Annotated in this window: 20 protein-coding genes; 13 read left to right on the top strand and 7 right to left on the bottom strand. The window is 69.7% G+C overall.

Annotated features, from left to right (window positions below):
* Positions 1 to 26 precede the first annotated feature (26 nt).
* From ITJ62_RS15375 to ITJ62_RS15390, 4 genes are read right to left on the bottom strand one after another with little or no spacing between them, the layout of a single operon-like run.
* Positions 27 to 1,343 (bottom strand): alpha-L-fucosidase, encoded by a 1,317-nt coding sequence (locus tag ITJ62_RS15375; protein WP_370581950.1) that lies wholly within the window; start codon positions 1,341 to 1,343, stop codon positions 27 to 29.
* Positions 1,340 to 2,218, bottom strand: coding sequence for a carbohydrate ABC transporter permease (locus ITJ62_RS15380; protein WP_194603880.1), 879 nt, complete (start codon positions 2,216 to 2,218; stop codon positions 1,340 to 1,342). The genes ITJ62_RS15375 and ITJ62_RS15380 overlap by 4 nt, the downstream gene beginning before the upstream one ends.
* Complete coding sequence (locus tag ITJ62_RS15385; protein ID WP_194603883.1) at positions 2,215 to 3,126, bottom strand: carbohydrate ABC transporter permease; 912 nt, start codon at positions 3,124 to 3,126, stop codon at positions 2,215 to 2,217. Before ITJ62_RS15385 ends, ITJ62_RS15380 begins: the two co-directional genes overlap by 4 nt.
* The gene (locus ITJ62_RS15390; protein ID WP_194603902.1) at positions 3,123 to 4,475 is read right to left on the bottom strand and encodes an extracellular solute-binding protein; all 1,353 of its coding nucleotides are present in this window, start codon (positions 4,473 to 4,475) and stop codon (positions 3,123 to 3,125) included. The genes ITJ62_RS15385 and ITJ62_RS15390 overlap by 4 nt, the downstream gene beginning before the upstream one ends.
* Before the next feature lie 225 nt (positions 4,476 to 4,700).
* On the opposite strand from ITJ62_RS15390, the gene ITJ62_RS15395 reads away from it, so the two are divergent.
* Positions 4,701 to 5,681 (top strand): cyclase family protein, encoded by a 981-nt coding sequence (locus ITJ62_RS15395; protein WP_194603905.1) that lies wholly within the window; start codon positions 4,701 to 4,703, stop codon positions 5,679 to 5,681.
* A gap of 55 nt (positions 5,682 to 5,736) precedes the next feature.
* Here the strand turns inward: ITJ62_RS15395 and ITJ62_RS15400 are convergent, their stop codons facing one another.
* Positions 5,737 to 8,619, bottom strand: coding sequence for a hypothetical protein (locus tag ITJ62_RS15400; RefSeq protein ID WP_194603908.1), 2,883 nt, complete (start codon positions 8,617 to 8,619; stop codon positions 5,737 to 5,739).
* Positions 8,616 to 10,505 carry an HSP90 family protein gene (locus ITJ62_RS15405; protein WP_194603911.1) on the bottom strand — a complete coding sequence of 630 codons (1,890 nt, stop codon included), beginning with the start codon at positions 10,503 to 10,505 and terminating at the stop codon, positions 8,616 to 8,618. Before ITJ62_RS15405 ends, ITJ62_RS15400 begins: the two co-directional genes overlap by 4 nt.
* A gap of 331 nt (positions 10,506 to 10,836) precedes the next feature.
* On the opposite strand from ITJ62_RS15405, the gene ITJ62_RS15410 reads away from it, so the two are divergent.
* Complete coding sequence (locus tag ITJ62_RS15410) at positions 10,837 to 12,078, top strand: multidrug effflux MFS transporter (protein WP_205858686.1); 1,242 nt, start codon at positions 10,837 to 10,839, stop codon at positions 12,076 to 12,078.
* A 211-nt stretch (positions 12,079 to 12,289) separates the two neighbouring features.
* Here ITJ62_RS15410 and ITJ62_RS15415 read toward each other — a convergent pair whose 3' ends face one another.
* Positions 12,290 to 12,718, bottom strand: coding sequence for a YchJ family metal-binding protein (locus ITJ62_RS15415; protein WP_194603913.1), 429 nt, complete (start codon positions 12,716 to 12,718; stop codon positions 12,290 to 12,292).
* A 161-nt stretch (positions 12,719 to 12,879) separates the two neighbouring features.
* On the opposite strand from ITJ62_RS15415, the gene ITJ62_RS15420 reads away from it, so the two are divergent.
* The 11 genes from ITJ62_RS15420 to ITJ62_RS15470 all read left to right on the top strand — a co-directional run bounded on the left by ITJ62_RS15420 (position 12,880) and on the right by ITJ62_RS15470 (position 25,720).
* Positions 12,880 to 13,665 carry a phosphatase PAP2 family protein gene (locus tag ITJ62_RS15420; protein ID WP_228498527.1) on the top strand — a complete coding sequence of 262 codons (786 nt, stop codon included), beginning with the start codon at positions 12,880 to 12,882 and terminating at the stop codon, positions 13,663 to 13,665.
* 262 nt (positions 13,666 to 13,927) lie between these two features.
* Positions 13,928 to 14,980, top strand: a complete 1,053-nt coding sequence (locus ITJ62_RS15425) for a LacI family DNA-binding transcriptional regulator (protein WP_194603916.1) — start codon at positions 13,928 to 13,930, stop codon at positions 14,978 to 14,980.
* A 43-nt stretch (positions 14,981 to 15,023) separates the two neighbouring features.
* The gene (locus ITJ62_RS15430; protein ID WP_194603919.1) at positions 15,024 to 16,046 is read left to right on the top strand and encodes a LacI family DNA-binding transcriptional regulator; all 1,023 of its coding nucleotides are present in this window, start codon (positions 15,024 to 15,026) and stop codon (positions 16,044 to 16,046) included.
* 130 nt (positions 16,047 to 16,176) lie between these two features.
* Positions 16,177 to 17,514: an extracellular solute-binding protein gene (locus ITJ62_RS15435; RefSeq protein ID WP_194603922.1), complete on the top strand. Its 1,338-nt coding sequence runs from the start codon at positions 16,177 to 16,179 to the stop codon at positions 17,512 to 17,514.
* Between the two features lie 96 nt (positions 17,515 to 17,610).
* A complete protein-coding gene (locus ITJ62_RS15440; protein WP_159879807.1) occupies positions 17,611 to 18,567 on the top strand; it encodes a carbohydrate ABC transporter permease in 957 nt (318 codons plus the stop codon).
* Positions 18,567 to 19,487 carry a carbohydrate ABC transporter permease gene (locus ITJ62_RS15445; RefSeq protein ID WP_138945098.1) on the top strand — a complete coding sequence of 307 codons (921 nt, stop codon included), beginning with the start codon at positions 18,567 to 18,569 and terminating at the stop codon, positions 19,485 to 19,487. Before ITJ62_RS15440 ends, ITJ62_RS15445 begins: the two co-directional genes overlap by 1 nt.
* Before the next feature lie 145 nt (positions 19,488 to 19,632).
* A complete protein-coding gene (locus ITJ62_RS15450; protein WP_194603925.1) occupies positions 19,633 to 21,141 on the top strand; it encodes an alpha-N-arabinofuranosidase in 1,509 nt (502 codons plus the stop codon).
* Between the two features lie 201 nt (positions 21,142 to 21,342).
* Positions 21,343 to 21,936: a TetR/AcrR family transcriptional regulator gene (locus ITJ62_RS15455; protein WP_194603928.1), complete on the top strand. Its 594-nt coding sequence runs from the start codon at positions 21,343 to 21,345 to the stop codon at positions 21,934 to 21,936.
* 304 nt (positions 21,937 to 22,240) lie between these two features.
* On the top strand, positions 22,241 to 23,602 hold the full coding sequence (locus tag ITJ62_RS15460) for an MFS transporter (protein ID WP_194603931.1): 1,362 nt from the start codon (positions 22,241 to 22,243) through the stop codon (positions 23,600 to 23,602).
* Positions 23,603 to 23,690: 88 nt separating this feature from the next.
* Positions 23,691 to 24,533: a sugar phosphate isomerase/epimerase gene (locus ITJ62_RS15465; RefSeq protein ID WP_194603933.1), complete on the top strand. Its 843-nt coding sequence runs from the start codon at positions 23,691 to 23,693 to the stop codon at positions 24,531 to 24,533.
* Between the two features lie 23 nt (positions 24,534 to 24,556).
* Positions 24,557 to 25,720 carry a Gfo/Idh/MocA family protein gene (locus tag ITJ62_RS15470; protein WP_194604508.1) on the top strand — a complete coding sequence of 388 codons (1,164 nt, stop codon included), beginning with the start codon at positions 24,557 to 24,559 and terminating at the stop codon, positions 25,718 to 25,720.
* The last annotated feature ends 28 nt before the right edge of the window (positions 25,721 to 25,748 follow it).

Consider the following 25,748-nt stretch of genomic DNA (forward strand, 5'->3'; position numbering starts at 1 on the left):
TAGTTCCGCGCCGAGGCGCGGCCCGCTCAGTCGGGGGCGTCCGTCGGGGCCTCGTAACCGACCGGCAGCTCGGGGACGGTGCTCGAGCCAGTGTGGAACGCAGTGACCGCGAGGAGCATCGGTACCGGCGCTTCCGGAGAGCGACCCGCCTCGTCGGTGACGTCGGGGACGAGCGCGATCGTCAGCCGGTCGGTCGTGACCGGTTCGAACACGTGCACCCTCGAGACGCCGACGGAACCGGCTTCGACGAGCGTGCGGCCGTCCGGTGTCCGGACCTCGTGGCGGTCGATGAGCTGTCCGGCGGTGAGGTCCTCGTGCAGTCGGAGGTGATCGAAGGTGACCGGCTCCGCGAACGTGACGGTGACCGTCGACCCGTCGGTGGTCAGCGTTCCCGAGATCGGCTGTGCGAAGCGTCGGTCGCGCTCCGCGGCCCAGGCGGTCACGCGTTCCACATCGGCGTCGGGGAGGAGCCCACGGGTGTCGGGTGGGAGATTGAGGAGCAGGTTCGCGCCGAGTCCGACGGACCGGTAGAAGATCGCGAGCAGATGCTCGACCGACTTCGGCTCGTCGTCCGGGTGCCAGAACCAGCCGCGTCGGATCGAGACGTCGCACTCGGGCGGCAGGTAGAGCGCCTCCTCGAACCGGCTGGTGACGACGGTGTAGTTGCTGAAGTCGGTGTGGTCGACGACGTACCGCACCGGGTCTTCGGCGAGACCGTTCTCGTTACCCACCCAGCGGATCGTCGGGGCGCCCATGTTGAACACCATGGCCTGCGGCTGGAGCCGTTCGATGATGGCGGAGATGCCGGGCCAGTCGTAGGTGTACCCCTCGGACCCGGCGCCGTCGAACCACAGCTCGACGAGCTCGCCGTAATTCGTGCACAGTTCCGTGAGCTGCCGGGCGTACACCTCGGCGTAGCGCGCCTCGTCGGCGTACTCGGGGGCATGGCGATCCCACGGCGAGAGGTACAGCCCCATTCCGAGACCCGCTTCGCGACAGGCTGCAGCGAGCTCGGCCACGATGTCGCCGTGGCCGTCCCGCCACGGTGAGGACGCGACGCTGTAGTCGGTCGTCGTGGTCGGCCAGAGACAGAACCCGTCGTGATGCTTCGCGGTGAGGATGACGTATCCGGCGCCGATCGAGGCCGCGACGCGCACCCACTGCCGCACATCGAGGTCGCTCGGATCGAAGCTCGAGGCGGGCAGGGTGCCGTCGCTCCACTCCTTGCCGGCGAAGGTGTTGACCCCGAAGTGGAAGAACACGCCGAAGCCGTCCTGTTGCCAACGCAATTGGCCCTCGGTCGGGACGGGACGGTGCTCGTGGTGGTGCGGCTGTTGACTCACTTGACTCCTCCTGCTGCGACGCCTCGGTGGAACCATCGTTGCAGCACGATGAACACCACGAGGACGGGGACGACGGCGATGATGGATCCGGCCATCACGACCCTGGGGTCGAACCCGAACGACGACGCCGAGAGTCGTGCGAGTCCGAGCGAGACGGTGAACGACGACTCGCTCCGCAGGACGAGGAGCGGCCAGAGGAAGTCGTCCCACGCAGTGATGAACGAATTGACGACGACGACGAGCATCGCGCCGATGGACGACGGCAGGAACAGGGCGGTGAACCGCTGCCACTCCGAGGCTCCGTCGAGGAACGCGGCGTCCTCGATCTCGTCGGGCACCGCAGTGAACGCGGCCCGCATGATGAGGACGTTCATCGCGGAGACGGCACCGGGGAGCCATGCGCCGACGAGGGTGTCGAGCAGGCCGAGCTCCTGGGTCATGAGGAAGAGCGACACCATGATCGACTCGAAGGGCACGACCATCGACACGATCAGCACGGTGAAGGTGACCCGCCGCCCGCGCCAGCCGCGTCGGGAGAGCATGTACCCGGCGGCGGTCGGCAACACCACCTGGGAGGCGATGGTGAGTGCGCAGACGATCGCGCTGTTCGTCAGGTAGGCGTCCATGGGGATCTGCCGGAAGATCGTGACGTAGGCGTCGAGCGTCGGCGACTGGGGGAACAGGGTGGCATCGCGCCCGAAGAGTGCTTCGCCGAAGCCCTTGAGCGACGACAGGAACTGCCACAACAAGGGGCCGACGGAGATGAGGAGCACGAGGAGCAGGAGCGCGTACCGCACCGGTGTCGTCCTCGACCAGCGCCGACGCCGGCGCCCCAGGAGCGGTCGCGCGGGCGGCTGCTCGATGTCCGCGCTCATGCGTCCCGCTCCCCGCCGAAGCGCTGAGCCAGCACGGCGAACACGGCGGTGAGCGCGAAGAGCGCCACGCTCGCGGCTGCACCGTAGCCCGCGTTGCCGGTGATCGGGTCGAGCGCTGCGTCGCGGATGAAGAACGGGAGTGTCCGTGCCTCGCCTCCCGGACCACCGGTGGCGCCGCCGAGCAGGTAGACCTCGCTGAACACGCGGAGCGACCCGATGCCGGCGAGGAGCCCGACGAGGAGCATCGTGAGGCGGGCGCCCGGCACCGTGATGGTGAGGAACCGTCGCGTCGGGCCGGCGCCGTCGAGCTCGGCCGCCTCGTACAGCTCACGGGGGATGTTCGACAGCGCCGCCAGGTAGAAGATCAGGTACCACCCGAGCCCACGCCACACCGTGAGGGCGATGGCGCTGAGCAGGATGAGCGACCCCTCGGAGAGGAACGGCACCGCCTGCTGGATGAGACCGACCCGCTGGAGCACCGTGTTCACGGGCCCCTGTTCACCGAGGAGGTTCTGCCAGACCAGCCCGACCGCGACGACGGACGCCACGATCGGAGCCGCGTAGGCGGAGCGGAAGAACCCCATCCCGGGGAGCCGGGTGTGGACGAGCTGCGCGAGCAGCAACGGGAGGACGACCAGCAACGGGACGGCGATGATCGCGTACAGGACGCTGTTGCCGGTCGCGGACCAGAACGCGGGGTCCTGCAGGATCGAGCGGTAGTTGTCGAGGCCGACGAACGCTCCACCCATGCCGAGCGGGGACGTGTCGGTGAACGACAGCGCGATGGTCCCGACGAAGGGCCCGACGCTCCAGATCGTGATCATGAGCAGTGCGGGTGCGCACCACAGCAGCGGCACCCAGGGCGGTCGATAACGCGCCGCCCCGTTGAGGTGGATCGCGGTCGTCATCGAGCGTCGGCTCCGATGACCCGGTTGGCCGCGTCCTGCGCGGCCTGGAGTGCCTCACGCGGCGCCTTCTTCCCGGTGAGCGCCAGCTGGAGCTCGGCGTTGACCGCGTTCGCCACCGCGTCGCTCCACTGCACGATGGTGACGATCTCCGCTTCGTCGGCGAGGTCGACGGCGAGACGGTTCGCCTCGTCGATGGGTGCGGTGCCGGTGATGTCCGTGAGCTTCGGGATGCCGAGCGACTCGGTGGTGCTCGGGAAGTTCTGGATGCGTGGGTCGCTGATGAAGCGGTTCTGCTGCTCGGCGTCGAGGAGGAATCGCGCGAAGGCGATGGCGGTGGCCGGGTTGGTGCTCGTGCTCGGGACACCGATGGTCTGCACTTCGGCGATAGCCGTGCCGCGGCGGTCGAGGAGGGACGAGACGCCCACGTGCTCGTAGACGCCCGGGTTGCCCTCCTGCACATATCGGAGCGAGGAGGCGTTCGGTGAGCCCCAGACGGTCGCGCCCTGGGTGAACAGGGCGGTGGGCTCGTCGTCGGACGCGATCGAGTCCTTCGGGATGCCGCCGGCCAGCGCGAGTCGCGTCATGCGCTCGGTCCACTCCTGCACGGCCGGATCGTCGGCGAAGATGAACGCCGAACCGTCGTCGGCGATGACCTCGGCCTCCTGCAGCTGCCACTCGAGCGGGAGTCGCAGACCGAGACTCGCGGAGAAGGCACTGAACTCGCCGTTCGACCGTTCGGCGACCTGATCGGCCGCGTCGAAGAGTTCCTCGAAGGTGGTCGGCGGCTGCTCCGGGTCGAGTCCGGCGCGCTGCATGAGCTCGGTGTTGTACGTCTGGAGGCCGATGAGGCCCCAGTACCAGGGGAGCACGTAGTGGTGGTCGTCGCCCGGGAGGACCAGGCTGTCCCACAGGCTCGGGATGAAGTCGTCGCCGATGCCCGGTGACGCGGCGTCGAGGTCGGCGAGGAAGCCCTGTTCGCGGAGCCCTCCGGCGGTGGCGAGCGGCATGTTCACGACGTCTGCCAGCGAGCACGCCTGCGCGTCCGCGACGAGCCGGGTGGCGAAGCTGCCGTCGCCAGGGTCGTCCTCCCAGGTGACGGTCGTGCCGGGGTAGGTGGCCTCGAACTCCTCGATGAGTTCGGTGAAGTACTCGGAGAACGAGGCCTTCAGTGCGGTGGTCTGGAAGGTGATCTCACCGGACGGCGTCGCGTCGACCGGCGTGCCAGCGGCGAACTCGTCTGCGATCGCGCAGCGACCGACGCGCTCGCCCCCGGCTTCGCCCGTGCATGCGGAGAGCATGGCCAGCGTGGCGGCTGCAGCGGCGATCGACAGGGTTCGTTGGTGCTTCATGGGGGCTCTCCTCGTCCGCGGACGGGTTCGTCAGCCGTCCTTGCATATCGAGGATAGGCATGAGGTATGTGATATGCAAGCCCTGTGTACAAAAGCCTCATGAGGGCTGCTTGTGGAGTGCGCTCAGCCGTCCAATCGACGGAACCCCACGGTCATGGCCGGATATCGGTGGCCCATGGCCGGGAATCCCTCGGCAGGGTTCGCGGCACCCGTCAGAATGAGGGCATGACCGAACAACGCGCCGTCCTCGATGCCACCGTCAGCTTCCTGAACGGCGGCGGTCTCGCCGTCGAGGACTTCCGTCTCGACCTGCCGCCCGCCATCGCGCAGGCGAAGGGGAAGGCGCAGCAGCAGGAGGTCGGTCGGCTGCTCGTCACGCACCTCGGTCTCGCGATGGTCGGCGAGATCCGCATCACCAAGCTCGAGATCGTGCGCGAGCAGCACAAGGGCTCCCGCGGGATCCTGGCGGCGGCTGCGGCGGCCGGGCTCGAGATCCCGGACGCGGCAGCGCCTGCGGACGCCGTGCGCCCTCGTCCGGAAGGCGCGCTCGTCGAACTCAGCCACCCGATCCGGGCCGGCCTCCGCACCTACCCGGGGTTGCCGGAACCCGTGATCCGTCCGTTCCTCACCCGTGAGGACTCTCGCCCGAAGTACGCCGAGGGCACCGAGTTCGCGATGGACATCATCGAGATGGTCGGCAACACCGGCACCTACCTCGACAGCCCGTACCACCGCTACGCCGGCGGCGGCGACCTCGCGAGCCTGACGCTCGAGCAGCTCGTCGACCTCCCGGCCGAGGTGTTCCACCTCCAGGACTCGGCGGAACGCGGTATCGGCGCGAACGTCTTCCTCGAGCGCGACCTGCGCGGGACCGCCGTCCTCCTGCACACCGGGTGGGACCGCCACTTCGCGACCGAGGCCTACACGAAGGACGCTCCCTACCTCGCCGAGGACGGGGTGCGGTACCTCGTCGAGCAGGGCGTGGTGCTGGTCGGCATCGACTCCATCAACATCGACGACACCGAGCCGGGATCCGGTGGCGCGCGTCCCGCCCACTCGCTGCTCCTCGAAGCCGGGATCCAGGTGGTCGAGCACCTCACCGGCCTCGAGCAGCTCCCCGCGAGCGGCGCCGCCTTCACCGCGACGCCGCCACTCGTCGAGGACTTCGCGACCTTCCCCGTCCGCGCCTTCGCGCGACTGCCCTAGGCGCGGCCCGAAGACCGTCCTCGCGGTGCCGTCGGCGCGCTGAGGACGGTCCCGATCACTCCTCGATCTCGGCCCGGAGCAGTGCCGCATCGGTGTGCTGCTCCAAGCGCTCGTATGCGTCCGCGAGCTCGGCCGTGACCGTCGTCCAGTCGGGCGAGCCTGCAGGGAGGCGTCCGCGAGCCGAACGGAACAGGTCGACGGCAGCGGCGTGGTCGTCGACGGCGACCCGGGACCTCGCCGCGAACACCTCGGCCACCGCCGCGCCGTTCTCGTCACCGGCGGCCACGAACCCCGCGGCGGCGAGCCGAGCGGTCGCCGTCGCGTCGTCGGCACGTCCGAGCGCACCGAGCGAGCGGGCCTCCGAATCGGTGATGTCGGCCACGAGCCACGCCGCCTCATGCGCCGAGGCGATGTCACGAGCCTCCGAGTAGAGCGGCAGCCCGGTGTCGTCGCCGAAGACCGCCCGTGCGCTCGCCGCACGCTGGAGTGCCTGGACGAGGAGCTGCGGGTCGCCCAGACGGCGAGCGGCGGCGAGTGCCTGGTCGATGACCTCGATCGCGTCGTCGTCCTCGAACTGGACGAGGAGCGTGCTCAACCCGAAGCCGGTGCGGATGACCACCTGGTCGTTCCCGACCGATGCGGCGTCGTCGAGCGCAGCGCGCCACACGCCGTACGCCATGCCGTGTTCGCCGATCATGCGCGCGGCCTCGCCCATGTTGGCGAGCAGGTCCGCGAGCTCGCCCGGCGCGGCGTGCTCACGCTTCGCCTGGTAGACCTCGTCGTAGTGCTCGAGCGCCGTGGCGGCATCGCCCGCGAACTGGAGGTACCGCGCGAGTTGGAGCGTGAGCGAGTCGAGGTCGGCGTACTCCGCCCGCTTCGCGTGGGTGATCGCCAGCTGCATGCGGGCCGCGGCCTCGCGGTCACGGTCGGCGTCGCTCAGGAGGGCCGCCGACAGAGTGCACGCCTGGATGATGCCGAGCCGGTTGCCGAGGAGTGTCTGGAGGGCGACGAGTTCGTCGGCGAGCGCGACCCCTTCGGCGAAGGCCCCGGCCCCGCCGAGCATGCGGGTGCGGAGCGTCAGTGCGGGGAGGCGGACCGACGCCCGCTGCCCGGGCTCGAGGAGTGGGTCGAGGAGCTCTGCCGCCTCCTCGATCCTGCCGGTCACGGCGAAGAGGTGCGCGTGCAGGAGACGGGCCGGCGGGCCTGCCTCGCCCGGGTCGTCGACCGCGGCGGCGAGCACGGCCTCACCCGCGAGCCGATCGGCGATCCCCATGAACCGTTCCGCGGACTCCTGCTCGGTCTGCGCTCCCGCGAGCTCGAACGCATGGCGCGCGGTGACGACGAGCGTGTGGATGAGCCGGTCCGCGTCGACGGGGACGAGACGGGCGTCGTCGAGCTCGGCGAGCAGGAGGGTGAGCCGGTCCTCGGTCGCCGTCCCGAGGAGGGCCACGCCGAAGCGGGCCTCGACGTCGGCGACCGCGATGCGTCCTGCTGCACGGAGCGCGGTGTCGCGGTCGGTCCAGGCCGCCCCCGCGCGGTCGTCGTCACCCTCGATGACCGCTGCCTGCGCGATCGCGCCGAGGAGCCCGGCGCGGAGGTTCTCGTCGGGATCCGCGTCGTCCGCGAGGAGCGCGAGGCCCTGCTCAGCGGCGACGATCGCACCGCGTGGGTCGGCGCTCTGCAGGAGCGCGGAGGTCCGTTCACGCCACTCGGCGGCCGTGGTCGCCGGTTCCGGCTCGGTGACGGGTGCGGCGAACCCCTCGACCGACAGCGGGAGGTCCCAGTGTTCCGTCGCGAGTGCCCGCGCGGCCTCGAGTCGCTCGGTGCGGAAGCCGTTGCCGTTGCGTTCGTCGAAGGCACGGGTCAGGTGCTCGGCGGCCGCCCAGGCGCGCGCCGCGACCGCGGCGACGGTCCACTCGGCGGCGTCGGTCGACTCGGCGCCGAGGTACTGAGCGAGGTCCGGGGCGTCGGCGCCGCGCACGGGCAGATCGCCATGACCGGCTCGGGCGACGGCATCCAGCAGGACGCCGACCGCGATGAGCCCGTCGGCGTGCCCGGACAGGTTGATGGGGTCGTTGACGAGGGTCGGCAGGTGGCGCTCGAGCATCGCCAAGCCGCGCGCCTCGTTGCCAGTGACGGCGCAGAACACGAGGTGGTCGGCGATGATGCCGAATCCGTCGGCGTTTGAACGGGCGACCCGGTAGCTGCGCTGGTGCGCCGCCTTGGCGTCGTCGAACCGGCCGGCGCGGAGGTAGGGGAGGAGCGCCTGTGCCTCGCTCGTCTCCGGCTCCTCGCCACAGCTCATGCGGTTCTCGAACATCTCGTCGTAGATCCGGATCGCGTCGTCGTCGTGCCCGCGGAGCTGGTGGAACCAGGCGTCCTCGTTGCGCACGCACGCTTCGCAGTGGCTGTAGCGGTCGTCCTCGATGGTCGAGCGGCGCTCCAGGAACGCGGCGGCCTCGTCGAGGCGACCAGTCACCGTCGCGATGTGGAACTGCGACTGCACCACGCCGCTCATCGTGGCGCCCGCGGCCGCGTACCTCGCGCGCATGTCCTCGTGCATGGCCTCGATCTGCGCGAGCGAGAAGGTCGGGTTCGTTGACAACCGGCCGGCCATCCACTTGTACTGGAACAGCAGGTCGCAGCCGTCGACCGTGATCGGGAAGCGCTCCGGGTCTGCGTCGTGCTTGCCGACACACCAGCCGAAGGAGCTGAACATGGTGTCGGTGTCGCCCGTCATGTGCGCCGACTGGGTCAACCGCATGCGGGTCGCGTACGCGGCCTCCTCGTCGCCGGTGGCCTCAGCTCGCCGGAGTGCCTCGTCGAGCAGGGCGCGCTCGGCGGGACCACACGGCAGGGTGTCGGCCTCCTCGAGGAGGTCCTGGACGCTCGCGTCGGGGTCGATGTCGTTCACAGGGGTGGCGGTGGTGTCGGTCATCGGAGTTCCTTGTCGTCGAGACCGACACTGAGGCCGATCAGGTCGGTCATGGCTGCGTCGAGCATGCGGCGGTCGCGTGCTTCGAGGGGGCGGTGCCCGGCGAGGAGCGCCTGGACGTAGAGCAGTTGGATGCTGCGCTCGAACACGAGGTCGTCATCGAGGGTCGCCAAGCGGCGGACCAGCGCCGCGTTCCAGTTGAGGCAGAGCCGGGCTGCGGTGTCGGCCTCAGTGCCTCCCGGGCCGGCGTCGGCGAGGAAGGAGTCGACGGCCCCGACGACCTGCGACCAGATACCCGGCGCGACCGAGGCGGCGCGGTGCCGCTCGAGCCGTCGGAGCACGGACGGGTCGGCGACGTACAGCGCGGCGAGGTCGTCCGGCCGGTACCGGCGCACCGAGACCCGGCACTCGACCTCGGCGAGCACACGGCTGGCGCGGTCCTCGAGTGCCGTCGTCGCGGCGAGGTCGTCCAGGTGCGGCGGCTCGAGGTTGTCGAGCTCGTCGGCGACGGTCACCCGTTCGACCCGAACGCCGTCGATCAGGTGGGGCAGTCGCTCCAGGATCTCCTGGTCGTACACGTACCCGCCGTTGACGATCGGTGAAGCCGGATCGACGACCGCGGCGATCTGACGGAACTCGTCGCGGGATGCCGTGTACCGGATGACACCGGTCTGCGACAGATGTTCGTCGATGGTCATCGTGCCGGCGGAGGTCTCGATCGGGAGCCACCGGACGACGGCGCTCGCGAGGTCGTCGTCGTGAGCGGCGATCGCCTTGATGCCGAGCTGGTGGACGCCGATGAACTCCTGGAGTCGGTGCGGCCGCTGGCGGGCGAGGTCGAGGATCCACCGTCGCAGGGTTGCTCCGATGGCCTCGCGGGTGAACTCCAACGCGTCGTCCTGCACGAGCTGCTCGCGCGACGCCGTCGGGCGGAGCCCCGTCGTGTCGACGATGCAGCGGACGAAGAACGCCCACTCGGGCAGCAGGTCGTCGATCTGTTCGCTCAGCAGCATGCCGCCGAGGTAGACCCGGCTCGCCTGCCGGGCGCCCGGCGGAGGCGGCGAGGGGAGGACGAAGGCGGTGCCGCGGGTGCCGGTGCCTGGCACCACGATCTCGATGGCATCGAACGGGCGCGTCCCGAGGAGGTCCTCCCCGAACGCCAGGAGCGCCTCGCGAGTGGTCGCCTCAGCCGTCCGGAACACCGGGTCGACGTTGATGCGCACCGGGTGGTCGGGTGCGGAGGGATCGACCACCTCGACGTCGAGGTCGAGGAACCGTCCGAAGGTGGTGGCGAGGCCGAGCACCGTGCCGTGCCCGAGCAGACTGCCGTCGTGCAGTGGACCGTCGATGCGTGGGTCGAGTACGACCTCCGAGCCGATCGGCATGGCGGCGGTCGTGGCGTCGTCGAGTTCTCGGATCGTGAACGTGCCGTCTGCGTCGCCGATCCACTCGATGGCCGGACCGCCACGAGCCGAGCGGCTGCGGACGGTGATGGTGTCGGCGACCATGAAGCAGCTCAGCAGTCCGATGCCGAACCGGCCGAGATAGTCGCCGCGCTGGAGTTCGTCGAGGTCGCCGCGCTTGGAGCTGCGGCCGACCGTCGCCAGGAGCTCTGCGGCTTCGTCGCGGGTGAGCCCGACACCGTCGTCGCGGAATCGGAACGGCGAGCCCGCCTCCGAGCCGGACGGTGGCACGTGCGGGGTGATGAGGAGTCTGCCGGGAGGCGCCGTCGGGTCCTCGGCGCGACGGGCTGCGACGGCGTCGCGTCCGTTCTGCAGGAGCTCGCGGAGGTAGACGCGCGGTCCCGAGTAGATGTGGCGGCTGAGCAGGTCGACGACTCCGCGGAGATCGACCTGGAACGGCAGCGGGGCTCGGGAGTGGTCTGGCATGGCTCTCTTCCGTCGGCGGCTACGGGGCCTGCATCGGGGGTACATGCAGGGTGGATCGGGCTCCAGGCAGGCGGACCGCGACCGGTTCGTCTGCAGCCGGATCAGCCTAGCGAACGTCGTGAAACGGATGCTGGGCGGTCGCCTGGGAGTCGTCGAGACGACCCTGCTCCCCAGGGCCTGTGGAGCGAGGTCGACGCCGATCGGTCGTCCGGGGGTGTCGCGAAAACGCGTCCCCGACTGCTAGCCTTGACGCCGATTCTCGAATCGATTCGACATCGATTCGGACCACCCCTCCCACCCCCTCCGCACCTCGCTAGGAATCCGTTCACCAGTGCACACCGCAGGAATCACCGTCGTCCACCCCGGGGACTCGCTCTCGGGCAGGCAGCGCCTCGTCTACATCCTCGTGCTCGGCGCGCTCACTGCGCTCGGGCCGTTCACCATCGACCTCTACCTGCCGGCGTTCCCGATCCTCGAACAGGACCTCGACGTCCCGGTCAGCCTCATCCAGCTCACCCTCACCGGGACCACGATCGGCTTCGCGGTGGGTCAGCTCTTCATGGGGCCCTGGAGCGACAAGGTCGGACGGCGTCTCCCGCTCATCCTCGCGACGAGCATCCACATCCTGGCCTCGGTCGGCGCCGCGTTCGCGCCCGACATCGGGTGGCTCATGGTGTTCCGCGTGCTGCAGGGTGCTGGCGCGGCGGCCGGTGGTGTCGTCGCGATGGCGATGGTCCGCGACCTCTTCGGCGGGAAGCCGCTCGTGCGGATGCTGTCGCGACTCGCGCTCGTCAACGGGCTCGCGCCGATCGCCGCCCCCGTCATCGGTTCGCAGCTCCTCCTCGTCCTCGACTGGCGCGGCCTCTTCGTGTTCCTCGCCGCCTACGGGCTGTTCGTCGTCATCGCGGTGTCGCTCTGGATCGTCGAGACCCTGCCTCCGGCGCGGCGTCGCGACGCCGGACACAGCACCGTCCGCGACCGCTACCGCTCGGTGTTCAGCGACCGCGTGTTCGTCGGTGTCGCCCTCATCGGTGGCATGAGCTTCTCGGGCCTGTTCGCCTACCTCTCGAGCTCGTCGTTCCTCTTCCAGGAGGTCTACGACTTCGACGCACAGGAGTACGGTCTCCTGTTCGCGGTGAACTCGCTCGGCATCGTCGCCGGCGTGCAGATCTCGTCGCGCCTCATGCGCTGGTACGGGCCGCAGTGGATCCTCGCGTGCACGACCATCGTGCAGCTCATCTCGGCGGTCACGATCGTCGCGCTGACGATGGCCGACGTCGGGCTGTTCGGTGTGCTGGTGCCGCTGTTCTTCTTCATCCTGTCGTGCGGCTTCGGCTTCCCGGCGGTGCAGGTGCTCGCACTCGCGAACCACGGGCACGAGGCCGGGACGGCGGCGTCGCTCCTCGGGGCGCTCAACTTCGGGCTCGCGGGACTCATCTCGCCGATCGTCGGCGTGCTCGGGATCGGTACCGCGATCCCCATGGGTGCCGTGATGGCCGCGACCTCGGTCGTGTCGGTGTGTGCGCTCTGGTTCATCGTGCAGCCGAAGAAGGTCCCGGCCCTCGCCGGCTGACCTGGTGGGCTGCGCCAGCGCGGTGCGCTGACGTGAGCGCGGGCCTGTGGCGTGAGCGCGGGTCTCCGGAGCGGCGCGCTCAGGGCTGCGACCCGCGGTCACGCCGGTTCAGGCTCACTCGGGTGGCCGCACCGCGCTGACGCCGGTTCGGGGCCGTTCGGGCCAGCGCACCGCGCCGGGCTCGGGGCCGGATCGGGCGGGCGGGTCCCGGTCAGACGGAGGGGTCCACGCCGTCGACGTACGTCCACGCGCCGGTGTCCTTCGAGAACCGACTCCGTTCGTGTTGGCTTCCTGCGGAGCCCCGCACGCCGGGAACCTTGTGGTGCGCGACGAACTCGACCATCCCCTCGGTGTCGAGCAGCCCACCGCGGGAGGTCGCGACGATGTCGAGCCGGTACCAGCGGAGCGAGCCGTCCAACTCGAGCGACGCCGGCCTGGTCGACGGATGCCACGTGCGCAGCAGGTACTCCGCGTCGCCGACCGCGAAGGCCGAGAACCGCGACCGCATGAGCGCCTCCGCGGTCGCAGCCGCCGACTCGCCTCGGTGCAGGCGCCCGCAGCAGGCGCCGTACGTCTCACCGGACAGGCAGGGGCACCGCGCGTCGTCGGCGAGGAGAGCGGTTCGGGCGTCAGGGGTCACCGCTCCAGTATCGCCCGCCGGGCCCGCCGGTCCTGCTCGTCGGACGTTGGCCGTACTACCCGCCGGCGCGAGTCCGGCGGTGCATCGACGCGGCGATCAGGGCGTCATCCTCCTGGCGCAAGCCCACGCGTGAGACATGCCCGACACGGCATGATGGGACGATGACGGCACCCGACGACCACGACGACCCAGCAGCCGCACCGGCTCCCGAGGTGCACGAGGCGGTCTCGCCCGCCCTCGACGAGTCGGGTGCGCTCGCGATGGATCCGGACCCGGCGTCGATCCGGCCCGATCCGAAGCTCGCCGCGAAGGTCTCCCGACGGTGGCCGTTGATCAGTGGCGCGATCGCCGTGGTCCTCGTCCTCCTGCTCGGCGTGCTGCTCTTCCAGCGTGGTCCGAACGCTCCGTTCGGGTTCGACGAGGAGTGGATGCAGGAGGTCCTCGAGGAGCGTTCGCCGTGGCTCGTCCAGGCTGCGCTCGTCATGAACTGGCTCGGTGGCGGGGTCGTCGCGATCTTCGTCGTGCCACTGCTCGGGATCGCCGTCCTCCTGCTGCTGCGCCGACCGTGGGCCGCCCTGTACTTCGCGCTCGTCTCGGCTCTGAGCGCCGGAGCAGTACAGATCATCAAGAACATCGTCGGTCGGTCGCGGCCCGAGGACATCCTCGTCCACGCGGACTTCGGTTCCTTCCCCTCGGGGCACAGCGCGAACGCGGCGACCATCGCCGTCGCGTTCGGGATCATCTTCCCGCGGGTCTGGGTGTGGTTGATCGGCGTCGCCTACACGCTGCTGATGATGCTGTCGCGGACCTATCTCGGCGCCCACTGGGTGAGCGACACGATCGGCGGGCTGCTGCTCGGTGCCGGTGTCGCGCTCATCATCGCCGTGCCGTTGCTGCACCGGATGTCGACCGAACCGAAGAAACGGGTCCCACTCACCGACGGCTGATCGAGTGGACGCCCGGCGCTCGATGCCCGTCGTCCGGCGCTCGTCGTTCGTGTTCGGTCCTGACGCCAGCGCGGTGCGCTGACCCCAGACCGCCCGGATCGGCGTGAGCGCGGGTCCACCGCGTGGGCGCGCCCCTCCGGAGGCCCGCGCTCACGCCACAGACCCGCGCTCGCGTCAGCGCACCGCGCTGGCGGCCACGACACCCCGTGCCGGCGGAGCGGTAGTCTGCTGACAGCCGGGAGCCGGCCGGGGGAGGAGACGCGTGTCGATCACGATGCACGACGTCGCCGCACGCGCGGGCGTCTCGATCAAGACCGTCTCGAACGTCGTCAACGACTACCCGCACGTGAGCGATGCGACCCGCTCCAAGGTCGAGCGCGCGATCGCCGAGCTCGGCTACCGCCCCAACCTCTCGGCCCGGAGTCTCCGCTCGGGCCGGTCCGGCGTGATCAGCCTCATCATCCCGGACCTCCGAAACGCCTACTTCGCGGAGCTCGCCGACGCGGTCATGCGTCAGGCTCGCGCGCGCGGGCTCTCGGTGCTCATCGAGCAGGTCGCCGGCGGTCGCGACGTCGAGCTCGAGATCCTCCGCGGGCCGCGCATGCAGCTCGTCGACGGCATCCTCTACAGCCCGCTCAGCCTCGACCGCGACGACAGTGTGCTGCTCCCGGACGGGCCCATGGTGATCCTCGGTGAGCAACTGTTCGACGGCGACCGCGACCACGTCACGATGGCCAACGTCGACGGCGCCCGCGCGGCGACCGAACACCTGCTCGCGCAGGGCAGACGGCGCATCGTCGCACTCGGCACCGACCCGCACGACACCCTGGGCCCGGCCGCCCTCCGTCTCCAGGGGTACCGGGAGGCGCTCGAAGCCGCCGGGATCCCTGCCGACCCCGCCTACGTCAGCACCGTCGTCAGTTGGCATCGCAGCGACGGGGCGAACGCGATGCGCGAGGTCATCGCCGCGGGCCTGCCGTTCGACGGCGTGGTCGCCTTCAACGACGCGATGGCCCTCGGTGCCATGCGCGTCCTCCAGGACGCCGGGCTCCGCATCCCCGACGACGTCGCGATCATCGGCTTCGACGACCTGGACGAGACGCGCTACGCCCTCCCGACCCTGTCCACGGTCGACATCGGCCGGGAGGAGATCGCGGAGCGCGCCGTCGAGCTCCTGATCGAGCGGATCGCCGCACCCGGGCAGCCGGAGGCTCCGCGCGCGATCGTCAGCGGCTTCCGCGTCGTCCCGAGGGAGTCCACCGGTTCCCTGACCGCCCGGGGGCAAGGACCTGGGGCCGCTCCTTCAACGTTGTAGAGTGCGTACAGGGCGGCCAGGCATGCCGCCGCCGAGGAGGATCATGGCGACCACCCTGCACGACGTGGCGAAGCTCGCCGGGGTGTCCGCCAAGACCGTCTCGAACGTCGTCAACGACTACCCCCACATCAAGCAGGCGACCAAGGAGCGGGTGCTCGCGGCGATCGCCGAGCTCGGCTACCGCCCGAACCTCTCCGCACGCGGACTCCGCTCCGGCCGGTCCGGCGTCATCAGCTTGATCATCCCCGACCTCCGGAACTCCTACTTCGCCGAGCTCGCCGACGCCGTCATGCACGCCGCCGCGCAGCGTGGTCTGTACGTGCTGATCGAGCAGACCGGTGGCGACCGCGAGCGCGAGGCAGCGCTCGTCCGTGGTCCGCGGACACAACTCGTCGACGGCATCCTGTACTCCGCGCTCGAGCTGGGGGAGGAGGACGTCGACATCCTCGCCGAGGTGCGCACGCCGATGGTCCTCCTCGGCGAGCGGATCTTCAACGCTCCGAACGACCACGTCACCATGCAGAACACCGAGGGCGTGCGGGCGGCGACGGAGCACCTGATCGCTTCGGGGCGCCGACGGATCGTGGCGTTCGGCGCACACCCGGGGGAGGAGATCGGTTCGGCCGGACTGCGCCTCGTCGGCTACCGCGAAGCGCTCGACGACGCGGGTCTGCCGTACGACGAGTCCCTCGTGCGGGAGGTCGAGATCTGGCATCGCCTGGACGGCGCGGTCGCGATGCGCACGATGCTCGACGAGGGAGTGCAATTCGACGGCATCGTCGCCTTCAATGACGCCCTCGCCCTCGGCGCGATGCGCGTGCTGAGCGAGCGGGGCATCCGGATGCCGGAGCAGGTGGCGATCATCGGCTTCGACGACATCGACGAAGGACGGTACTCCCTGCCGTCGCTGTCGACGATCGCGCCGGGGCGCGACCAGATCGCCGAGACGGCCGTGGATCTGCTGCTGGAGCGTATCGAGCGGCGCGACGAGGTCTTCCCGGCCCGCCTGGTGCTGGCCGACTTCGAGCTCGTCCAGCGGGAGTCCACCGCGCTCCCAGTCGTCTGACCCACCACTCCGATTCGTCCTTGACATCGCTGGAACCACCCGGCATCATGCTTTTACAACGTTTACCTTCAACGTTGTAAAACCCGGCACGATGACAATGAAGTTCCATCTCCGAGAGGACAGCACCCACATGAAGTCACGAGTTCTCGCAGCAGTCGGCACGGTCGCCGTCGCAGCGATGGCCCTCACCGGATGCTCCACCGGTGGCGCAAGCGGAGGCGGCGAAGCCTCCTGCACCAACACCATCACCAAGAAGGACGCGCCGCAGGTCACCGTCTGGGCTTGGTTCCCCGCCTTCGAGCAGGTCGTCGACCTCTTCAACGAGACGCACGACGACGTCCAGGTCTGCTGGACGAACGCCGGCCAGGGCAACGACGAGTACACGAAGTTCTCGACCGCCATCGAGGCGAAGTCCGGAGCACCCGACGTCATCATGCTCGAGTCCGAGGTCATCTCCAGCTTCACGATCCGCAAGGCGCTCGTCGACATCGGCGAGTTCGGCGCGAACGAGGTCAAGGACAAGTACACCGAGGGCGCCTGGAACGACGTCACGAGCGGTGATTCGGTGTACGCGATCCCGGTCGACAGCGGGCCCATGGGCATGCTCTACCGCCAGGACCTGTTCGACAAGGCGGGCATCGCCGTCCCGACCACCTGGGACGAGTTCGCAGTCGCCGCGAAGCAGCTGAAGGACGCCGGCACGGGAGTGCTGGCGAACTTCCCGACGAACGGTCGCGCCTTCAACCAGGCGCTCTTCGCCCAGGCCGGCTCCAAGCCGTTCGAGTACGACAAGACGAAGCCCACCGAGGTGTCGATCGACGTGAACGACGACGCGTCCAAGCAGGTCCTCAACTACTGGGACGGCCTCGTGAAGGACGGACTCGTCACCACCGACGACGCCTTCACCGCCGACTACAACACGAGCCTCGTCGACGGCACCTACGCCGTCTACCTCGCGGCCGCGTGGGGTCCCGGCTACCTACAGGGCCTCTCCGATGCCGACGACACCGCCGTGTGGCGCGCCGCCCCGCTCCCGCAGTGGGACGCGGCGAACCCCGTCCAGGTGAACTGGGGCGGATCCACCTTCGCCGTGACCGAGCAGGCGAAGGACAAGAAGCTCGCCGCCGAGGTCGCGAAGGACATCTTCGGTACCGATGAGGCGTGGAAGATCGGCATCGAGCAGGGCGCGCTGTTCCCGACGTACAAGCCGATCCTGGAGTCCGACTACTTCACGAACCTCGAGTACCCGTTCTTCGGTGGTCAGCAGATCAACAAGGACGTCTTCCTCGCCGCGGCGGCCGGGTACAGCGGCTTCACGTTCAGCCCGTTCCAGAACTACGCGTTCGACCAGTTGACCGAGCAGCAGTACGCGATGGTGCAGGGGGAGAAGACCGCCGACGAGGCGCTCGACGACCTCCAGGCGAGCCTCGAGAAGTACGCCACCGAGCAGGGCTTCACCTCGAAGTAGCCCGCCGGGGCGGCCGCCACGTCGCCCCGCACATCCTCCGCCACCGGGGCGGCGCAGTCGCCGCCCCGGTGGTCCCCACGACTCGAAAGCAGCATCATGGCACTCACCACCGGATCGGCCTCCACAGCCGCGTCGGCCGCCAGGATCGTCCGTCCGCGACGAGGCGGCATCGGCGCGATCGACCGCCGACGGCAGCGCTGGGGTTGGCTCTTCGTCGCCCCCTTCGCCGTCGTCTTCGCGGCCTTCCTCATCTTCCCGCTCTGCTACGCGTTCTGGATGAGCCTCCAGACCTCCACCCTCGCGACCGGTACCGAGTTCACGGGCCTCGCGAACTACGCGAAGGCCTTCACCGACCCGATCTTCCTCAGCGGGCTCGCGCGGGTGGCGATGTTCGCCCTCGTCATGATCCCCGCGCAGATGCTCGTCGCCCTCGTCGCAGCCCTCGTGCTCGACAACCTGGCGACCGTCCTGTCGAAGTTCTCACGACTCATGATCTTCGTGCCGTACGCGATCCCCGTGGTCATCGGCGCGCTCATGTGGGGCTTCCTCTACAGCCCGCGCTTCGGTCCGGCGACCGACGTCTTCGCGCTCTTCGGGGCCACGGCGCCGTCCTTCCTCGATCAGAGCAGCATCTTCGGCAGTCTCGTGAACATCGTGACCTGGCAGTGGTCGGGCTACTACATGATCATCATCTACGCGGCGCTCCGCGGGATCGACCCGTCCATCTACGAGGCCGCCCGCATCGACGGCGCGAACGCGTTCCAGACCGCGCTCCGCATCAAGGTGCCGATGATCTCCTCGTCGATGGTCATGGTGCTCATCTTCGCCATGATCGGCACGCTGCAGTTCTTCACCGAACCGCAGGTGCTGCGCGGGGTCGCCCAAGGCGCCATCCCCATCTCGTACACACCGAACATGTACGCGTACTCCCTCGCCTTCTCGTACAGCCAGTTCAACTACGCCTCCGCGATCTCCTTCGCACTCGGGATCATCGTGTTCATCGGCTCGTACGTCTTCCTCTTCCTCACGCGCAAGCAGAGCGGACTCAAATGATGAGCGCCACCACCGCCATCCCGGCCGTCAACCCAAAGGCCGGACGACGTCGTCAGGGGCCCGAGGCCCGCACCGGGGGCCGCCGCGTCGGCTCGCACCTCTTCCTCCTCGCCCTCGTCATCTACTTCATCCTCCCGCTGTGGTGGTTGATCGTCGCGGCCACGAAGGACACCTCCGGGCTCTTCACCGGCTCCGGCGGGCCGCTCTGGTTCGACGGCGAGTTCAACTTCTTCGACAACGTCGCCGAGCTCTCCACCCATCAGGGCGGCATCTACTGGCGCTGGCTCGGGAACTCGTTCCTCTATGCGTTCTCGGGCGGTATCGGGGCGACGGTGCTGGCGGTCCTCGCCGGATACGGCTTCGCCAAGTACCGGTTCCGCGGTCGCTCCCTGTTCTTCAACCTGCTGCTCGGCGCGGTCATGGTCCCGCTCACCGCCCTGGTCATCCCGACGTTCGTCCTGCTTAGCCAGGTCGGCCTCGTCAACACGATCTGGGCTGTCATCCTCCCGTCGCTGCTCAGCCCGTTCGGCGTGTACCTCATGCGCATCTACACCCAGGACGCCATCCCGGACGAGATCCTTGACGCCGCGCGGGTCGACGGCGCAGGGGAGCTGCGGACCTTCTTCCAGGTCGCCCTCCCGCTGCTGCGCCCGGCGATCGTCACGGTGCTGCTGCTCTCGATCGTCGGTACGTGGAACAACTTCTTCCTGCCGCTGGCGGTGCTCAGCGACCCGAACCTGCTTCCCGTGACGGTCGGACTGAACAACTGGACGGCGCTGTCGAACGCGGGTGCCGGCGGCGAGCAGGTGTGGAACCTCATCGTCACCGGGGCGTTCATCTCGATCGTGCCGCTCATCATCGCCTTCCTCTCCCTGCAGCGGTACTGGCAGGGCGGGCTCTCCCTCGGCAGCGTGAAGTGAGCCGCTCCACAGACGCGCCGCCGCGGCGTCGCCCCGACCGGGCACTCCACGACATCATCGACACCACGACCGCCCACGCAACGCACGAACGACCAGCACTGCACGCCACGGCCGACTCCGGCCCGAACGAAGGACACCTCCCGTCATGACCACCGCACGCATCGCCATCGACCCGAACGTCACGGTCGCCCCCGTCAACCGCCGGATCTTCGGCTCGTTCGTGGAGCACCTGGGACGCTGCGTCTACGACGGCATCTACGAGCCCGGCCACCCCACCGCCGACGCCGACGGCTTCCGCGGCGACGTCGTCGACCTCGTCACGGAGCTCGGCACGAGCACCATCCGCTACCCAGGCGGCAACTTCGTCTCCGGCTACCGCTGGGAGGACGGCGTCGGGCCGCGCGAGAACCGCCCCGTGCGCCGCGACCTGGCCTGGCACTCGCTCGAGACCAACCAGGTCGGCGTCGACGAGTTCGCCAAGTGGTGCAAGCTCACCGGCAGCGAAATGATGATGGCCGTCAACCTCGGCACGCGCGGGGTGCTCGAAGCGCTCGACCTCCTCGAGTACACGAACCACCCGAGCGGAACGGCGCTGTCCGACCAGCGGATCGCGAACGGTGCACCCGAGCCCTACGGCATCAACATGTGGTGTCTCGGCAACGAGATGGACGGGCCGTGGCAGGTCGGCGCCATGTCGGCCGACGACTACGGCAAGCTGGCCGCCCGGACCGCGTCGGCGATGAAGATGGTCGACCCGAAGCTCGAACTCGTCGTCTGCGGTTCGTCGAGTTCCTCGATGCCGACCTTCGGCGACTGGGAGCGAACCGTCCTCGAGCACAGCTTCGACTCGGTGGACTACATCTCCTGCCACGCGTACTACCAGGAGCGCGACGGCGACCTCGGGTCGTTCCTCGCGTCGTCCCTCAACATGGAGTACTTCATCCGGACGGTCGTCGCGGCCGCCGACCACGTGCAGCACAAGCGTCACTCCGACAAGCAGATCCACCTCTCGTTCGACGAGTGGAACGTCTGGTACCTCGACGAGTGGAACGCGATCGAGGGCACGATCGAGGAGTGGGCCTACGCGCCCCGCCTCATCGAGGACGTCTACTCGGTCGCGGACGCGGTCGTGTTCGGCAACCTGCTCATGACGCTGCTCAAGCACAGTGACCGCGTCGGGTCGGCGAGCCTCGCGCAGCTCGTGAACGTCATCGCCCCGATCATGACCGAGCCGGGTGGCGGCGCCTGGCGGCAGACGACGTTCTTCCCGTTCTCGGTCACCAGCCGGCTCGCGTCGGGTGTCGTGCTCGCGCCGCGCATCGAGGTCGGCAGCTACACCACGAAGGTCCACGGTGACGCACCGCTCGTCGACTCGGTCGCGACGTACGACGCCGAGGCCGGGACCGCGGCCGTGTTCCTCGTGAACCGCCACCAGGATGAGGCGATCACGGTGACCGTCGACGTCTCAGCGCTCGGCGTCGGCTCGATCGTCGAGGCGAACGGCATCCACGACGAGGACGTGTACGCGAAGAACACCATCGACGACCGCGAGCGCGTCGGTCTCGTCGCGAACGAGAGTGCGTCGCTCGCCGACGGCACCCTGACGATCACGCTCCCGCCTGTGTCGTGGACGGCGGTCGCGCTCGGCGCCTGAGTCGGGAAGCGGGCAGCGGTCTGCGGGCTCCGGTTAGGGGTCTCGACGTTCGCAACTCAGGACGATCGCGGCGGGTCTGCCGCGCTCGCGGCGATCGCGGGACGGAGCGCCGGACCCGTCCTGAGTTGTGCACGTGTCGGCGTCGGCGGCGGGTGGGGAATCCCACCCACCGTCGACGTCGTGCGGCCCTACAATCGGCACATGACGGCACGGGGCTCCTACGCGAAAGGCGTTGCGCGCCGCGAGGAGATCCTGCGCGTCGCGCTCGCGGTGTTCGCGCGCGAGGGGTATCGTGGCACGTCGCTCCGTGAGGTCGCGCGTGAGGTCGGCGTCAGCCTGCCGGGGCTCATGCACTACTTCGAATCCAAGGAACACCTGTTCGCGGCGATCCTGCGGGAACGCGACGCCGTCGACTACGAGGAGTTCGCCGCGGCCGGGTCGCAGGACGCGATCGAGGGTCTGGTCGCGGTCATGCGCCACAACAGCGACGTCCCTGGGCTCGTCGAGCTGTACCTGACGATGGCGGCCGCCGCCGGTGATGCGGAGCACCCGGCGCGGGCGTTCTTCGTCGAGCACGTCGCCGGAGTGCGTCGGAGCATCGCGCAGGTCGTCCGCGACCGCCAGGCCTCCGGGCGGGTCGCCGCGGGCATCGACCCCGATCACGTGGCGCGCGTGATGGTCGCCCTCGCCGACGGCCTGCAGGTGCAGTGGACACTCGACTCCTCCGTGGACATGGCCGGTGACCTCGCGCGCGCCTGGGCTCTCCTCGTCGGCGACGCCGGCGCGGTGCGCTGACCCGAGCGCGGGTCTGTGGGGCCCGGCGCGGTGCGGTGACGCGAGCGCCGCGGAATCGGCGTGGGCGCACCCCGGGCGCGTGAGCGCGCGTCTCCGGAGACCCGCGCTCACGCGGCTAGGCCGCGCTCGCGTCAGCGCACCGCGCTGGCAGCAGCCCCACCGACGGGTTTCGTGAAAACCTATTGACCACTCGGGTTTCGCGCCTATACTCAAAGCCGTGCAGTGATCGGTTTATCGATCCTGCCAGGACAGCACCACCCGCGGGCCAGAGCCGGTCCGCAGCTCAGCGTTGAGAGGAACCCGGATGTCCAACCCACCCCGCCGCCCCAAACCCACCGGCCAGCGTGCCTCGAGCGGCCCCTACGTCAGCCTCGTCACCGGCCCGTCGGGACCGACGGAACGGGCGTCGAAACGGGTCGTCACCACCATGGCGCTCGCCCAGTTCGGCCTGTTCGTGGCCCTGCTCGCCCCCGTCACCGTGAGCCTGGCCCTCAAGACGCAGCAGCTGGTCCCGGGTGACCAGGCGGCGGTCGTCAACGGCAACGTCCTCTCCATCGCAGCCCTGTTCGCCCTCGTCGCGAACCCGGTGATCGGCCGGTTGTCCGACATCACGCTCTCTCGCTTCGGTCGCCGCCGCCCGTGGATGTTCCTCGGCGCCATCGGCTTCGTCGCCTCGCTCACGATCGTCGCGTTCGCTCCGAACGTCCCGGTCCTCATCGCCGGGTGGTGCCTCGCGCAGCTGACCGGCAACGCCATCCTCGGCCCGCTCCTCGCGACGATCGCCGACCAGGTCCCGCCGGAGCAGCGCGGGAGCGTGTCCGCGAACGTGGGGGTCATGCAGAACGTCGGCATCCTCGCGGCAGCATTCGTGGCCAGCTGGTTCGTCACCGACATGCTGCTGCTCTTCGTCGCCCCGGCCGTCTTCGCGCTCATCACCGTGTGGCTGTACTGCTTCGTCCTGCCCGACCGGGCAATCACCACCCGTCCGGACGTCGGCGGGTGGAAGGGTCTGCTCTTCACCTTCTGGGTGAACCCGCTCAAGCACCCGGACTTCGGCTGGGTCTGGCTCTCTCGGTTCCTGCTGACACTCGCGTCGTTCCTCTTCGTCGCGTTCCGCCTGTTCTTCCTGCAGGAGGAGGTCGGGCTGTCGCAGCAGGGCGCCGTCGACACCCTGACCATGGGTGTGCTGATCTACACGATCGCCCTCGTCATCACCGCGAAGCTCGGCGGTTGGCTGTCGGACCGGATGCTCAACCGCAAGGTGTTCGTCATCGGCTCCACGGTGGTGTTCGCGGTCGGGCTCATCCTGCTCGCCCACACCACGACCGTGCCCATGTTCTACGTGGTCGAGGCGATCATGGGAGCGGCGTACGGCGTGTACGTCGCGGTCGACACCGCCCTCGTCGTGGACGTCCTGCCGAACCCCGACGACGCGGCGAAGGACCTCGGTGTCCTGAACATCGCGAACGCACTGCCACAGTCGCTCGCCGGCGCGGTGGGCGCGTTCCTCCTCGGACTCGGCGCGGCGGGCAACAACTACACGGCCCTGTTCTGGGGCGCCGGGGTGATCGCCGTGCTCGGCGCGCTGACGATCCTGCCGGTCCGACACCGCATGACCCGGAACGCCGACGGGACGATCACCGGATCGATCGCGACCCGTGGGTGACCCCGGTCACAGCCTCCCGCACCCAGATCACCGACTCCACTCCACCACCAGCGATGCCAACGACGGCGTCAGAACGGACGACAACACCATGACCGCACCAGCGCTCTCCGTGCAGCTCTACAGCATCAAGGAGCACCTCGACCAGGGCCTCGACGAGGCCCTCGCCCGCCTCGCCGGCATGGGCCTGCACGAGGTCGAGGCGTTCGACTTCATCTCCCGTGCGCCCGAGCTCCGTGAGGCCTTCGACCGCCACGGTCTCGCCGCCCGCACCGGGCACGCGACCCTCCTCTCCGACGAGATCCGCTTCGGCGACCAGGTCATGCCGGTCGCCTCACAGGAGGACGTCTTCGCCGCCGCGACCACACTCGGCCTCGAGATCGTCATCGACTCCTTCGTGAGCCCCGACCGCTGGCTCGACGAAGCAGCCGTCGCCGACACGGCGTCCCGCCTGAACGCCGCGGCGGAGTGCGCCGCCGACCACGGTCTCCGCGTCGGCTACCACAACCACTCCCAGGAGTTCGTCGCATCGTTCGGCGGACGCAGCGCGTTCGAGGTCTTCGCCGACCAACTGCGTGACGACGTCGCGCTCGAGGTCGACCTGTTCTGGGCGGCGACCGCCGGTCAGGACGTCCCCGCGCTGCTCGGCCGCCTCGGCGACCGCGTCCAGGCGCTCCACGTCAAGGACGGCCTGCTGCCCGCCGACCCGTTCGCCCCGGGCGCCGCGCCCTTCGTGCCGACGAGTCTCGACCAGCGACCGTTCGGGCAGGGTGAGGTCCCGCTGCGCGAGTCGCTCGCCGCAGCGCCCTCGGCCCGGTTCGCCATCATCGAGTTCGATCACTACGGCGCCGGCGACATCTTCGACGGTGTCCAGGCGAGCGTCGACGCGCTCGTCGCCGAACAGCTCGTCTCGACCGAAGCGGTGGTCCGCTGATGGCCGCGACAGCGCAGGGCGCGATGCCCGCGGCAGCGCACGGCACGACGGCGCGCGCACCGCAGGGCAGCGGCCCGGTCGGCGTCGGGTTCATCGGCACCGGCATGATCAGCGACACCTACCTCGAGCACCTCACCGCGTTCCCCGACGTCCGCGTCGTGATCCTCGGCGACCTCGACGTCGACCGCGCGAAGGCTCAGGCCGAGAAGTGGGGCGTCGGCGAGTGGGGGACCGCCGACGACGTCCTCGCGCACCCGGACGTCGAGCTCGTCGTGAACCTCACGATCCCCGCCGTCCACGCGCAGGTCGCGTCGCAGGTGCTCGCCGCCGGGAAGCACGTGTGGACGGAGAAGCCGATCAGCGTCGACCGCGCGAGCGGGCTCGCGCTCCTCGAGCAGGCCGACGCCGCAGGACTCCTCGTCGGCATCGCGCCGGACACGGTGCTCGGCCCGGGCGTCCAGTCCGCGCGTCGCGCCATCGCCCGCGGTGACATCGGTCAGCCGCTCACCGCCCAGACCGTCATGCAGTACGCCGGGCCGGACATCTTCCACCCGAACCCGGAGTTCCTGTTCGCGAAGGGTGGCGGGCCGCTGTTCGACATGGGGCCGTACTACCTGACGACGCTCGTGCAGGTGTTCGGTTCGGTCGCCTCGGTGTCGGCTGCAGGCTCCCGCGGGCGTGCGACGCGGACGATCCAGCAGGGCGACCGCGTCGGCACCGAGTTCGCCGTCGAGGTGCCGACGCACGTCAGCGCCATCGCCCGCTTCGTGGACGGCGGCGTGAGCCAGAGCGTCTTCAGCTTCGAGTCGCCGCTCGCGAAGATGGGCGTCGTCGAGATCACCGGCACCGAGGGGACGCTCGTGATCCCCGACCCGAACATGTTCACGGGCGAGGTGCGGATCACCCGCGCGGCGCCCATCGAGCGCATGCAGCAGGATCCGGAATGGGAGGTCGTGCCGACCGAGGGCGTCCTCGCCGGCCGCGGGACCGGGGTCCTCGACCTCGCCAGGGCGATCCGTTCCGGCGGCACGCCGCTCGCCTCGGGCGCGCTCGGCTACCACGTGCTCGACACGCTCGTCTCGATCGACGAGTCCGTGGTGTCCGGCCAGACCGTCGACGTGGCGAGCCGGGTCGCGCCGGTCCCGCTCGTCGCGGAGGACTGGGACCCGTTCGCCGCGACACTCTGAGGGCGGTGAGCCGGGCAGCGCACCGCAG

The organism is Plantibacter sp. VKM Ac-2876 (assembly GCF_015350715.1).
In the GTDB taxonomy this organism is placed as follows: domain Bacteria; phylum Actinomycetota; class Actinomycetes; order Actinomycetales; family Microbacteriaceae; genus Plantibacter; species Plantibacter auratus.